Annotated in this window: 11 protein-coding genes; 1 reads left to right on the top strand and 10 read right to left on the bottom strand. The window is 71.5% G+C overall.

Annotation, left to right across the window (positions count from 1 at the left end; translation table 11 throughout):
- The 5 genes from VFO26_RS15590 to VFO26_RS15570 form a co-directional block, all read right to left on the bottom strand.
- On the bottom strand, positions 1 to 1,021 hold a 1,021-nt coding region (locus tag VFO26_RS15590), incomplete at its 3' end, for a formate--tetrahydrofolate ligase (RefSeq protein WP_325115983.1).
- 136 nt (positions 1,022 to 1,157) lie between these two features.
- Positions 1,158 to 2,372, bottom strand: coding sequence for an FAD-dependent oxidoreductase (locus tag VFO26_RS15585; RefSeq protein WP_325115982.1), 1,215 nt, complete (start codon positions 2,370 to 2,372; stop codon positions 1,158 to 1,160).
- The gene (locus tag VFO26_RS15580; protein WP_325115981.1) at positions 2,369 to 2,992 is read right to left on the bottom strand and encodes a hypothetical protein; all 624 of its coding nucleotides are present in this window, start codon (positions 2,990 to 2,992) and stop codon (positions 2,369 to 2,371) included. The genes VFO26_RS15585 and VFO26_RS15580 overlap by 4 nt, the downstream gene beginning before the upstream one ends.
- Positions 2,989 to 5,649 (bottom strand): 2Fe-2S iron-sulfur cluster-binding protein, encoded by a 2,661-nt coding sequence (locus VFO26_RS15575; RefSeq protein WP_325115979.1) that lies wholly within the window; start codon positions 5,647 to 5,649, stop codon positions 2,989 to 2,991. The genes VFO26_RS15580 and VFO26_RS15575 overlap by 4 nt, the downstream gene beginning before the upstream one ends.
- Positions 5,646 to 5,912: a sarcosine oxidase subunit delta gene (locus VFO26_RS15570; RefSeq protein ID WP_325115978.1), complete on the bottom strand. Its 267-nt coding sequence runs from the start codon at positions 5,910 to 5,912 to the stop codon at positions 5,646 to 5,648. The genes VFO26_RS15575 and VFO26_RS15570 overlap by 4 nt, the downstream gene beginning before the upstream one ends.
- Before the next feature lie 60 nt (positions 5,913 to 5,972).
- Here VFO26_RS15570 and VFO26_RS15565 point away from each other — a divergent pair, with 60 nt between their 5' ends.
- A complete protein-coding gene (locus VFO26_RS15565) occupies positions 5,973 to 6,779 on the top strand; it encodes an IclR family transcriptional regulator (protein ID WP_325115977.1) in 807 nt (268 codons plus the stop codon).
- On the opposite strand, the gene VFO26_RS15560 is transcribed toward VFO26_RS15565, so the two are convergent.
- The 5 genes from VFO26_RS15560 to glnT form a co-directional block, all read right to left on the bottom strand.
- A complete protein-coding gene (locus VFO26_RS15560) occupies positions 6,736 to 8,466 on the bottom strand; it encodes a homocysteine S-methyltransferase family protein (RefSeq protein WP_325115976.1) in 1,731 nt (576 codons plus the stop codon). The two genes, VFO26_RS15565 and VFO26_RS15560, sit on opposite strands and share 44 nt — an antisense overlap.
- 31 nt (positions 8,467 to 8,497) lie before the next feature.
- Positions 8,498 to 9,871: an FMN-binding glutamate synthase family protein gene (locus tag VFO26_RS15555; RefSeq protein ID WP_325115975.1), complete on the bottom strand. Its 1,374-nt coding sequence runs from the start codon at positions 9,869 to 9,871 to the stop codon at positions 8,498 to 8,500.
- Positions 9,871 to 10,554 (bottom strand): hypothetical protein, encoded by a 684-nt coding sequence (locus tag VFO26_RS15550; RefSeq protein WP_349259094.1) that lies wholly within the window; start codon positions 10,552 to 10,554, stop codon positions 9,871 to 9,873. The genes VFO26_RS15555 and VFO26_RS15550 overlap by 1 nt, the downstream gene beginning before the upstream one ends.
- Positions 10,555 to 10,577: 23 nt before the next feature.
- Positions 10,578 to 11,483: a glutamine amidotransferase family protein gene (locus VFO26_RS15545; protein ID WP_325115973.1), complete on the bottom strand. Its 906-nt coding sequence runs from the start codon at positions 11,481 to 11,483 to the stop codon at positions 10,578 to 10,580.
- 117 nt (positions 11,484 to 11,600) lie between these two features.
- On the bottom strand, positions 11,601 to 12,956 hold the full coding sequence (gene glnT, locus VFO26_RS15540; RefSeq protein ID WP_325115972.1) for a type III glutamate--ammonia ligase: 1,356 nt from the start codon (positions 12,954 to 12,956) through the stop codon (positions 11,601 to 11,603).
- Positions 12,957 to 12,993 lie beyond the last annotated feature (37 nt).

Genomic DNA, 12,993 nt, shown 5'->3' with positions numbered 1-12,993 from the left:
CGTCACCGCCATGGTGCTTGAGCGCGCGGACCGTGGCGACGAGCACGACCGCGCTCGGCCGTAGTCCGCCGATCCGGCAGGTGATGTCGAAGAACTTCTCCATCCCCATGTCGGAGGCGAACCCGGACTCGGTGACGAGGTAGTCGCCGAGCTTCAGGGCGACCCGGTCGGCGACGAGCGAGTTGTTCCCGTGCGCGATGTTCGCGAACGGCCCGCAGTGGACGAACGCCGGCTGGCCCTCGAGCGTCTGGACGAGGTTCGGCTTGATCACGTCCTTGAGGAGCACCGTCATCGAGCCGGCGGCGTTCAGGTGCTCGGCGGTGACGGGCTCCCCCTCGTACGTCTGCCCGATCGTGATCCGGCCGAGACGCTCGCGCAGGTCGGCGAGGTCGCGCGCGACGGCGACGAGCCCCATCACCTCGCTCGCGGCCGTGATGTCGAACCCAGTCTGGCGCGGGTACCCGTTCACCCTGCCGCCGAGGGAGGTGACGATGTCGCGCAGCGAGCGGTCGTTCATGTCCATGCAACGCCGCCACGAGATCGTCAGCGGGTCAATCCCGAGGGCGTTGCCCTGGAGCAGGTGGGCGTCCAGGAGGGCCGCGAGGAGGTTGTTGGCGGCGGTGATCGCGTGGAGGTCGCCGGTGAAGTGGAGGTTCAGGTCCTCCATCGGGACGACCTGCGCGTAGCCGCCCCCGGCCGCCCCGCCCTTGACGCCGAAGACCGGCCCGAGCGACGCCTCGCGGATCGCAAGCACCGGCTTCCGGCCGAGCGCGCCGAGACCCTGGGTCAGCGAGACCGACGTCGTCGTCTTCCCCTCGCCCGCGGGCGTGGGCGTGATGGCCGTGACGTTGACGATCTTCCCGTCGGGCCCGTCGGCGAGCCGGTCGAGGATCGAGAGATCGACCTTCGCCTTGTACCGGCCGTACTGCTCGAGCTCGTCGAGCTCGATCCCCGACTCCGCAGCGATGTCGGTGATCGGGCGCAGCGTTGCGGCCTGGGCGATCTCGAGGCTCGAGAGCATGCGGTTCAGTCCTCCTGCGTCGTATCAGCTGTAGTCGCGACCGCGACAGCGGGCGCCTTTAGGGGTCTGTCCCGCCGGAGGCGGGGATCAAGCGGCGAGAATCCGCTCCTGCGGGTTCTCGCTTCGCGAGCGAGCATCAGTGGCTGACCGCCGCGGCGGCCAGCTCGGAGACGAGAGTGTCGGTGGCGAAGCGCTCGAGCCGGAACGGCTCGATCAGGTCGGGAGTCGTGCCGCTCGCGATCAGCTCGGAGAGGGTCACGCCGACGATCGGGGCCGCCTTGAACCCGTACGTCCCCCAGCCGCAGTCGACGAGGAAGCCGTCGATCTCGGTGAGCCCCATGATCGGGCTGTAGTCGGGGCTCATGTCGCAGAGGCCGGTCCAGTGGCGGAGGAGCCGCGTCGAGTGGAGCTGCGGGAACAGCTCGAGCACGTGGCGGCAGGCGTACTCGACGAACGGAAAGGTGCCCTTGTTCGAGTAGGTCGGATACGGCTCGACCTCGGCGCCGATCAGGAACTCGCCCCGGTCGGTCTGCGAGACGTAGATGTGCATCTGCGCCGACACGATGATCTTGTCGAGGAACGGCTTCACCGGCTCGGTGACGAACGCCTGCAGGATCGAGGTCGTGATCGGCAGGCGGAGGCCGGCGAGCTTCGCGACGGGGCTCGACCAGCCGGCGGTGGCGCTGACGACGACGTCGCACGAGATGTCGCCCTTCGTCGTCCGGACGCCGTGGCAGCGGCCGTCCCGGACGTCGAACCCGGTCACCTCGACGCCCTGGTGGATGTCGATCCCCGCACGCCCGACCTGCTTCGCGAAGCCCCAGACGACCGCGTCGTGCCGGATGATCCCGCCGGGCGGGTGATAGAGCGCGCCGAGGATCGGCCAGGTCACGTCCTCGCCGACGTTGATCTGCGGGCAGAGCCGCTTCACCTCGTCGCGGTCGATCACGCGGCTGGAGATCCCGAGCAGCTTGTTCACCTCGGCCCGCTCGTGCTGGACGACCAGCGAGCGGTCGGAGTGCGCGAGCGTGAAGTGCCCGTGCTGCGAGAACATCAGGTTGAAGCCGAGCTCCGTCGAGAGCCGCTCGTAGAGCTCGACGCTCTCCTTGTAGAAGGCCGCGCCCTCCGGCGTGCGGTAGTTCGCGCGGATGATGGTGGTGTTCCGTCCCGCCGCACCGGAGCCGATGTAGCTCTTCTCGAGGATCGCGACGTTGGTGATCCCGTGACGGCGTGCGAGGTAGTACGCCGTGGCGAGGCCGTGCGAGCCGCCGCCGACGATGACGACGTCGTAGTGCCGCCGGAGCTCCCCGGGGCTCTGCAGCACGCGCTTGCGGAGGAAGATGTCCTTCACGGCTGCTCCTCTGCCGGGAGCGCGTCCACCCCGACGAGCCCCCCACCGAGGGCCTCGGCACAGTCGAGCGCGACCTCCCCGACGTAGTGCCCGAGCTCCTGGGCGACGAGGATCCTGAAGCCGCCGCCCGCCGGCAGGACGTGCGCCGCGACGTGCGCAACCTCGCCGCCCGAGGGGAAGCGGTGGAGGTGGGTGAGACGGGCGAGGAGCGCGCGCGCGTCGCGGCCCGAGAGCGCCAGCACCGTGTACGCGGCGCTCGCGTCGACGACGAGCTCGGCGCCCGCGGCGCTCTCCTCGACCTGCGCCGCGACCGTCTGCGGGTACAGCACGAGGGCGCGTCGTGGCGAGAGGCGGTACGTCGTGACGCCGTCCAGCCCGAGGTCGGCGGGCGGAGCCGGGCGGAGCTCCAGCTTCCGAAGGTGGGAGAGGTCGGCGATGCCGACGCGGGAGAGGTGGTCTGCCTCGCCGGGCACCGCGACGGGGACGAGCCAGCCGTCGCGCTCGGCGAAGGTCGCCTCCGCCGCACGGTAGAGGCGCTCGGTGGCGGAGCGCGCCACCGGGTGGAAGCCGCCCTCGTCGCGCGCGCCAGAAGGCGAGAGAAACTCGAGGACGCCGCTCACGATCTCAGCTTCTCACCGGCGGGGTCGAAGAACGGGCCGAGGTGCACCCGCATCGGCACGCGCCGCCCGTCGACCTGGACGTCGAACCGTCCACCGTCCACGGCGAGCGCGTGGGGGACGATCGCGAGCCCGATCACCTTCCCCAGCTGCGCCGAGTGCCTCACGGACGTGACGCGGCCGGAGGAGACCCCGTCGACGACGACCTGGCCGCCCTCGACCGGCATCGCGCCGCTCGGGCTCTCGAACCCCACGAGCATCCAGCGGAGGCCTCGCTGGGCGACCTCCTGCGTCGCCCACTTGCCGACCCACTCGAACTCCTTGTCGTTCTTCACGATCCACGGCATGGCGGCCTCGAGCAGGTTCGACTCGGAGTCCGTGTCCTGGCTCACGATCACGTGGCCCTTCTCGAGGCGGAGGATCCGCTGCGGCTCGAGCCCGAACGGAGCCGCTCCGAGGTCACGGCCCCGCTCGAGGAGCGTGTCCCAGACGTGCTCGGCCAGCGGGCTGGGGAAGTGGAGCTCGTAGCCGAGCTCCCCCACGAACCCGATCCGCAACGCCAGGCACGGGACGCCCGCGACGCGGACGTGCCGGGCGTCGAGATATCCGAGGCCCTCGTTCGAGAAGTCGTCCGGCGAGACCCGCTGCATCAGCTCCCGAGCGCGGGGGCCGGCGACATTCACGGCGGACACCGCTCCCGTCAGCTGCGCGAAGCGGACGTCCATGAACCAGACCGCGTTCCACCACGTGAACCACTGGTAGACGCCGTCCGCGCCCGTGGAGGTGGTCGTGACGTAGAACGTCTCGTCGTCGAGCCGTGCGACGGTGCCGTCGTCCATGATCCGGCCCGCGTCGCCCGTGAGCACCCCGTAGCGGATCCGACCGGGACGGAGGTCCGAGAAGCGGTTCGGGTAGGTGCGCTCGAGGAAGGCGGCTGCGTCGGGGCCGGCGACGAGGATCTTGCCGAGCGTGGAGACGTCGATCAGGCCGACGGCGTCGTGCACGTGGCGCGCCTCGGCGGCGGGGTCGGGGCCGTACGAGTGGGGCCGCCGCCACGGGCCGGTCCACATCATCTGCCCGCCCTGGTCCTCGTGTCGGTGATGGAGCGACGTCCTCTTCGTCGGCTCGTGGGGACGCCCGGCGAGCAGGCCGAGCGTCACGGGCGTGTGCGGGGGGCGCGAGGTCGTCGTGCCGATCGCGCTCTCGTCGAGCCCGGTCGTCTTTGCGTAGAGCCGGATCGAGTTGAGGTGGCAGAGCCGCCCCTGGCAGGGGCCCATCGTCACGGTCGTGTAGCGCTTCGACAGCTCGATCGAGTCGAAGCCCTCCTCGATCGCGTAGCGCAGGTCTTTCTTGGTCTGGTCCTCGCAGAAGCAGACGAAGCACTTGTCGCCGTGGTGGCCGAGGACCGGCAGCGGGACGCCGGGCTCGCCGACGTCACCCGCGGCAGCACCCACCGCCTCGACGTCCGGGGGCAAGTCGGTGGGCACGAAGATCCCCCGCGCCGCGTCGTACTCCACGCGTGCGCCTGCCTGCGCGAGCAGCTTGTAGTCGGGCTGCGGGCTGCCGGACATCACCACGAGGTCGCAGGGCGTGACCTTCCCGTTGACCGCGAACGCCTCGACCCGGCCCCGCCGCCCGCGGGCCTCGAGGTTCGGCGGCTGCGCCTCTCGGAGATCGAGTACGCCGACGACGTCGACACCGGCCGACTCCAGGTCCGAGGCGGCCGCCAGGCCCCTCTCGTCTGCCGTGACGACGAAGGCGCGGTCGGCGGGCTTGACCGACCACAGATTGACGAGGCGACGCACGCCCTCAGGGAGCATCACCCCGACGAGGTCGTTGCCCGGGAAGACGAGCGGCTGCTCGATGGCGCCCGCGGCGACCACGACCTTCCCGGCGCGGATCTTGACGAGGGTGTCGCCGTGGGCGACGGGGACGAAGCCCTGCTCGAAGAGCCCGATCGCCACGGCCGGGACGAGCAGCTCGACGCCGGCCTCGAGCGCCTGCGCATGCAGCTCGTCGGCGCGCGACCGCCCCTCCGGGTCGGCCAGAAGACGTCCTCCCACGACCGGCCCGTCGTCGACGACGATCACGCGCTCGCCCGCCGCGGCTGCCACGGCGGCGGCCTCCAGGCCCGACCGGCCGCCGCCGATCACGAGGACGCCTGCGTGCTCGTGGACGACCTCGACGCGCCTGCGCGGCGTGCCGTTCGGGTCGACCTTCCCGAGGCCGGCGACGCCGCGGAGCACCTTCTCGTAGAGGGGCCAGAGTCGCCGCGGGCGGATGAACGTCTTGTAGTAGAAGCCGGGGGGCGTGAAGGGCCCGCCGAGCTTGTCGGTCACCTGCAGCAGGTCACGGTCGAGGGAGCCGCGGAAGTTCTGCCCCTGGACCACCGCCCCCTCGCGCGCCGGCGTGACGCAGACCCTCACGTTGGGCTCGCCGTCCACCGTCATCTGGCAGTTCGCGCAATGGCCGGAGCAGCACTGGAGCCCGCGGGGTCGGTGGTACTTGAAGCTGCGCGAGAACACGCGGCGCCCGGCCGCGAACAGGGCCGATCCGATCGTGTCGCCCTCGAAGGCGCGGACGGGCCGGCCGTCGAAGGCGAACGTGATCTCCGCCGAGCGGTCGATCAGCTCGCCGGGGCGGGGTGCGAGCCGCGTCACGCCCGACGCTCGGCGGGCTCCGGGTGCCACGTTCGCGCCACCTCGTTCGTGTACGTGTGGCGCTCGGCGAGAAACCATTCCTCGCAGGAGCGGCAGAACCACCACTCGCGCTGGAAGCCCCACACGTTGTCGCGCACGTACAGGTAGTCGTTGAGCTCGCGCCGGGTCGGACGCGCCTGCGGGCGTCTCGTCGACTCACCGGCGCAGCGGAGCTCGTGCACCTCGCGCGGACCGCAGTTGGGGCAGGTGACGAGCAGCGACATTGCGTGTATGTTCCGTCTAGCGCAACGGCGTCTCGCCGTTCGCAACGGCACCCTAACGTCGTGCAGAGCCCCCGTCAACCGTCGAGCGGCCGCATCGAGGCCTCCCAGCGCGCGGTCACGATCCTCGACGCGCTGGCCGACGCCGGGGAGATCGGGACGAACGAGCTCGCACGGCGGGTCGGTATGCCGGCCAGCACGGTGTCCCGGCAGCTCGGCACGCTCGCGGCCACCGGGCTCGTCGAGCAGGACGCCGCGACCGGGCGCTACCGGCTCGGAATCCGTGTCGTGCACCTCGCGAACGCCGTCCTCGCGCGTCTCGACGTGCGCCGCGTGGCGCGTCCCCACCTCGAGGAGCTCGTGCGGATCACGGGAGAGACGGCGACGCTCCACGTCCCGGGCGAGGAGGACGCCGTCACCGTGGACTTCGTGCCGAGCGCCCATTTCGTCCAGCACGTCAGCCAGCTGGGGCGTCCCTCGATCGCCCACGCCACCTCGGCGGGGAAGGTGATGCTCGCCTTCACCGACCGTCCACTCCCCCGCGCGCCGCTCCGGGCCTACGGCCCGCGCACGATCACCGGCGTCGAGGAGCTCGCCGCCGAGATCGAGCTCGTGCGGCGCCGCGGCTACGCGGACGCGTTCGAGGAGCGCGAGCCCGGGCTCGCCGCGGTCGCCGCCCCCGTCTGGTCGTCGACCGGCGCGCTCGAAGCGATCGTCGCCCTCCAGGGCCCCACGGCCCGCTTCGGCGAGGCCGAGGTGCGCGCGGCCGTGCCTCCGATCCTCGAGCACGCCGCCGCGATCTCGGCCGCCCTCGGCGCCGGCCCCGCTACGTCGGGGCCCGGCGCACCTCGAGCAGGTACGCGACCATGACGTCCTCGCCTCCGATCTGCAGATGGTGCGCGTCCGAGCTCTCCTCGACGCGGAGGATCTGGCCCCGGTGCTCGGCGAACACGGGCCCGAACGGGAAGAAGCCGAAGTCGGCGACGCGCGCTTCGAGCCCGCCGTCGGCCAGGAGCCGCTGTGTCTCGAGCTGACCGATGATCGAGAGCTGCATGACATACGCGACGCCGTCGGGCGCGAGGAGCGCCGGCAGCCGCCTGAGGAAGTGGTCGAGGAGGCTGCGGCCCCAGTAGTCGAGCGGCCGGTGGCCCGCGGGCTCCTGGAAGGGGTCGACGGGCATCTGGTACAGGCTCGCCACAACCACGTCGAAGCGCTCCTCCGGCTCCCACTGGTAGAGGTCGACGGCGTCGCCGTGCACACGGTCCGCGACGCCGCAGCGGTAGGCGTTGGCGAGCGTGTTGGCAACCGCAGCGGGGTCGATGTCCACGGCCGTCACGTCCGAGGCTCCGTTCCGGGCGAGCTGGACCGCGAGGATGCCGCACCCGCAGCCGACGTCGACGCACCGCTTCCCGGCGCCGACGCTCTCGCGAAAGAGGTGCTTCCACAACAGGTAGCTCCCCTGGGTCGGGACGAACACGCCGGGGTCGACGACGATCTCGGGAAAGGGCAGCGGCGCGAGGACTCGGCCCTGCTGGTCGCGCCACGGCGGAGGCGGCGCCCCCCCGGGACGACGGGCGGGGGCGAGTGTCAGCGGCTCCCGCCGCTTCGCGCCTCGGGGAACGGCTTCGAGGGCACGGACCGCCGCAGCGAGGTGGTCCGGGCCGACGCCGCAGCAGCCACCGATGATCGCGGCTCCCTCCTCGCGCCACTCCAGGGCCAGCTCCGCGTACCGCTCCGCGGTCACGTCCTCGTCGAAGCGCCAGGAGGGGCCGGCGAGCCGACCGAGGTTGGGGTATGCGCCGAGCGGGAGATCGGTGAAGTCGCGCAGCCACGAGAGCATCCCCGGCACGTGGTCGACCGGCAGGCAGTTGACGAGCAGTGCCTGGACGCCCATCTCCTCGAAGCGGCGGGCGGCACGACCGAAGAGGTCGCCTTCGGGCGGGCCCCAGTGCTCCCCGTACACACCGCAGACACCGTGCCGGCACCGGCGGAAGGAGAGCCAGAGGGGAAACCCGCTCTCGACGAGCAGCGCGACGACCTCGAACGTGAGCGGTTCCCGGATGAGCGTGAGGGTCTCGAGCAGCAGGAGGTCGGGCGGCTCGTCCTCCCACACGCGGCGCAGCAGGGCGACGGTCTCCTCCGGGTCTCCGCCGGTCACGTCGTCGGACATCGTGTACGCCACGGCGCATCCCCGGTCGCGACCGGAATCCGCGACGGCCTCACGGGCGAGGCGCACCGCGGACCGCGCGACGTCCATCCAGTGCATGACGTCGCCCGCCCGCGCGGAGAGCTCCGTCGACGACAGCAGCGACCACGTGTTCGTGGACACGATGTCGCATCCCGCCTCGGCGTAGAGCCTGTGTACGTCGTAGACCGACCGCGGCGCCTTGTACAGCGCGGCGCTTCCCCAGAGGCCGCCCTCGGACGGACGGGCGCCGAGCTTCTGCAGCTCGGTCGCGACGCCGCCGTCGAGCACGACGCAGCGGTCGCTCGCGAGCTTCTCGACGATGTGGGAGTAGCCGGCCCGGACCGCCGCGGCCGGAGGTATGGCTGTCACGTCCGGAGGATAGTGCTGCCGCGGCCCGTCGCTACGGCGCCGCGATCCGCGACGCGACGCGGTCGGCGAGCTCGTCGACCAGGCCGCGCTGCATCCCCGCGAGCGGCACGCCGGTCATCAGCGCCGCCTCGAGGGTGACTGCCACCAGGTCCTCGGGCTCCATGTTGTGCACGTGCGACTTCCCGCAGGCCCGTGCGAGCGTCTGGGCCTCGAGCGTGAGCACGCGGAGGTAGTTGGCGAGACGTCGCCCGCCGAGGACCGGGTCGAAGCGCGCCGCCAGCTCGTCTTCCTGCGTGGAGATGCCCGCCGGGTCGCGGCCCGCCTGCCAGTCGTCGTAGAAGCCCGCCGCGCTGCCGATCGCCCTGTACTCGTTGTCGAGCTCCGGTGCGTTGTCGCCGAGCGCGATCAGAGCAGCGACGCCGATCGACACCGCGTCCGCCCCGAGGGCGAGCGCCTTCGCGACGTCCGCGCCCGTCCGGATGCCACCCGACACGACGAGCTGCACCTTCCGATGCATGCCGAGCTCCTGCAGCGCGTCCACCGCGAGCTTCACGGCGGGGAGCGTCGGTATCCCGACGTGCTCGATGAAGACGTCCTGTGTCGCGGCGGTCCCGCCCTGCATACCGTCGACGACGATCACGTCCGCGCCGGCCTTCACCGCCAGCTGGACGTCGTAGTACGTCCGCGTCGCGCCGACCTTCACGAAGATCGGCTTCTCCCAGTCGGTGATCTCGCGCAGCTCCTGGAGCTTGATCTCGAGGTCGTCCGGGCCCGTCCAGTCGGGGTGGCGCGACGCGCTGCGCTGGTCGATCCCCTTGGGCAGGTCGCGCATCTCCGCGACACGGTCGGAGATCTTGTGGCCGAGCAGCATTCCCCCTCCGCCCGGCTTCGCGCCCTGGCCGACGACCACCTCGACGGCGTCGGCCCGGCGGAGGTCGTCGGGGTTCATCCCGTACCGCGACGGGAGGAGCTGGTAGACCAGCGTCTCCGAGTGCTCGCGCTCCTCGGCCGTCATGCCGCCGTCGCCGGTGGTCGTCGACGTGCCGGCCTCGGTGGCGCCGCGGCCGAGCGCCTCCTTCGCGGGCGCGGACAGCGCTCCGAAGCTCATGCCGGCGATCGTGATCGGGATGCGGAGCTCGAGCGGCTTGCTCGCGAACCGGGTGCCGAGCGTGACGTCGGTCGCGCAGCGCTCCCGGTATCCCTCGAGCGGGTACCGCGAGATGCTGGCGCCGAGCACGAGCAGGTCGTCGAAGTGCGGGAGCCGGCGCTTCGCGCCGAACCCGCGGATGTCGTAGATGCCCTCGCGGGCCGCCCGCTGGATCTCGGCGATCGTCAGGCGGTCGTACAGCGCCGACTCGCGCAGCCCCTGCTGCGCGGGCGAGAGCGGACGCTCGACGGCCGCCATCAGTAGGCGTTGTCGATCTTGAAGTTGTACAGCCGTCGCGCCGAGCCGTAGCGCCGGAACGAGGCGGCGTCGACGTCGCCGATCTCGGCCCGGGCGAGCAGCTCACGGACCTCCTCGACGTGCTCGGGGCGTACCTCCTTCTCGACGCAGTCGGCCCCGAGCCCGGCGACGTCGCCCGCAACGTACAGCCGCGATTCGTAGATGGAGTCGCCGAGCGCCTCGCCGGCGTCGCCGCAGACGACGAGCCGGCCGGTCTGGGCCATGAATGCGCTCAGGTGCCCGACCGACCCCCGGACGACGATGTCGGCTCCCTTGAGCGAGATCGCGCAGCGGGCCGACGCGTCGCCGTGGATCACCAGCAGCCCTCCGTGGGCGGTCGCCCCGGCGGACTGGCTCGCGTTGCCGTCGACCACGACGAGCCCGGACATCATGTTCTCCGCAACGCCCGTCCCGGCGCTCCCGCGAACGCGTACGGTGGCGCGCTTGTTCATGCCCGCGCAGTAGTAGCCCGCATGGCCCTCGATCTCCACCTCGAGCTCAGTGTCGAGGCCGCACGCGAGTGCGTGCGCGCCGTTCGGGTGGACGACGCGCCAGTGCCGCGGCCCCGCGCCGGTCCGGGCGACGTCGTGGAGACGCTGGTTGAGCTCGCGGAGCGGCGTGACCGCGAGATCGACCGTCTCCACCGCAGCCGACTGCGCCACCGCGCTCACGCCGCGACCCGCTCCCACGCGTACACCACGCCGGGGCTCGGCTCCCAGACCCGCGCGTCCTCGGCGCCCGGGAGCACCGCGATCGCGCGCACCTCGGAGGCCATCGCCACCCACTCGTCGGTCTCGGCGAGGACCGCGGGCTTGCAGGCGATCGGGTCCCTCAGGACGGCGAACCCGTCGGCCGTGCCGACGAGGAAGGTGTAGAAGCCATCGAGGTCCTCGAGGCAGCCCTCGAGCGCCTGCTCCAGCGACGCGCCCTCCCGCATGCGCCACGCGAGATAGCCGGCCGCGACCTCGGTGTCGTTGTCGGTCTGGAACGCGATCCCCTCGCGGCGCAGCGCGAGCCGGAGGCGGTTGTGGTTCGAGAGGGAGCCGTTGTGGACGAGGCAGACGTCGAGGCCTGTCGAGAACGGATGCGAGGCCTCGGTCGTGACGCGGCTCTCCGTCGCCATCCGTGTGTGGCCGAGGGCGTGTGTCCCGCGGACGTCCTCCAGCGCGAACTGCCGGGCGAAGTGCTCGGGGCGACCCACCTCCTTGTAGACCTCGATCGCGCGCCCGGCGCTCATCACCCTCAGCCCGGGGCGGTGCTCTCGCACCCAGCGCTCGGCCTCGTCGGCGTCGGCCTCGACGACGACGCACGCGTGCGTGGCGCGCACCGCCGGATCGCCAGCGCCGCCGAACGCGTCGCGGAGCGCCCCGCTCACGGCCGTCCAGTCCTCGCCTGGATCCGCCGAGTAGAGCGTGAGCTTGCTCGAGCCCGACGGCACCTCGTCGCGGTAGAACGCGACACCGGCGCTGTCCGGGCCGCGGTCCGAGAGCTGCACCAGCATCGCGGCGAGATCGGTCCCGAGCCGCGCCTCGACCCGGCTGGACTTCGCGAAGAGGCCGACGATTCCGCACACGGAGTGGAGACTAGCTCTATACGCACCCGCCGCCACGCGCCGCATTCGCTAGAAAACGGCGGGCAGGTATGTCGAATGTGCACATACACCCGCGCGGAGCGTCGGGTGCATGGGGCGTCAGACGCGGGTCAGGTATTCGCGGATCTCCCAGTCGGTCACCTGCTCGTGGTAGCGGTGCCACTCGTCGCGCTTGATCCGGACGATCCAGTCCACGATGTCCTCGTCGCGGCCGCGGCCGAACGCCGAGCGCAGCACCGCGTCACGCTCGAACTCGTCGAGCGCCTCGGCGAGCGTGGCGGGCAGCGTCGAGAGACCGGACGGGCGGGACTTGCCGGTGGAGGCCTGGTAGAGGTTCTCCGTGTTGGGCTCTCCGGGGTCGATCCCGCGCTCGATCCCGTCGAGACCGGCCGCCAGGACCGCGGTCGCGGCGAGGTAGGGATTGCAGGCACCGTCGATGGTGCGGTCCTCGATCCGTCCCGGTCCGGGGATGCGCAGCATCTGGGTGCGGTTGTTGTAGCCGTAGGAGATCCACACGGGTGACCACGTCGCCCCGGAGGTCGTGGAGCCCAGCTTGAGCCGCTTGTACGAGTTCACCGTGGGTGCAGTGACCGCGGAGTAGGCGCGCGCGTGCTCCTTGAGCCCGCCGATGAAGCGGTATGCGGTCTCCGAGAGCCCGAGCCCGCGGGGGTCGTCCTCGTCGAGGAAGGCGTTCTCACCGTCCCGCCAGAGCGACATGTGGAAGTGGCACCCGTTCCCCGTCAGGTGCGTGAACGGCTTGGGCATGAACGTCGCCAGCAGGCCCTGCCGCTGGGCGAGCGTGTGCACCATGTAGCGGAAGAAGATCGCGCGGTCGCAGCTGACCAGCGCCTCGTCGTACGTGAAGTTCTGCTCGAACTGGCCGTTCGCGTCCTCGTGGTCGTTCGCGTAGTTCCCCCACCCGAGCTCGTTGACGTACCGCGAGACGGTCGTGAGGAACTCGTAGTTGCGCGTGAGGCCCCGGAGGTCGTAGCAGGGCTTCTCGAGGTCGTCGAGCGGGTCGGCGAGCTCGATCCGGCCGTCCTCGGCACGGCGGAGGAGGAAGTACTCGAGCTCGAGGCCGATCTTGAAGTCGAAGCCGGCATCGCGCGCCCGCGCGAGCTGGTTGCGGAGGATCGTCCGGGGGTCGTACGGCCACGGCTCGCCCTCGACCGTGACGTCGCATGCGAACCGCGCGACCGAGGAGTCCCACGGGACGGGGGTGAAGCTCGAGAGGTCGGGGATCGCCGCGATGTCCGGGTCGCTCGGGACCTGGCCGATGTCTCCGGCGGCGAAGCCCGCGAACCCCGCCCCGTCCGCGATCAGGTCGTCGAGGTAGGCGGCCGGGATCAGCTTCGCGCTGGGGCGTGCGTGGAGGTCGACGAACTGGGCGAAGATGAACTCGACGCCGCGGTCGGCGATCTCCTTGCGAATCGTCTCGATGCCCTCCACGGCCACGGTGACCCCTCCTCGTCGCTCACGGGTGCACGGTTCT

The sequence above is a fragment of the Gaiella sp. genome (assembly GCF_035710885.1).
Lineage (GTDB): Bacteria > Actinomycetota > Thermoleophilia > Gaiellales > Gaiellaceae > Gaiella.
Note: the sequence above shows the minus strand (reverse complement) of the source record. Positions and strands in the feature narration are given on the sequence as shown.

Bases quoted from the DNA above. Each gene is read 5' to 3' on its own strand.
- VFO26_RS15570 (WP_325115978.1), bottom strand. From the start codon at position 5,912: ATGTCGCTGCTCGTCACCTGCCCCAACTGCGGTCCGCGCGAGGTGCAC.
- VFO26_RS15555 (WP_325115975.1), bottom strand. From the start codon at position 9,871: ATGGCGGCCGTCGAGCGTCCGCTCTCGCCCGCGCAGCAGGGGCTGCGC.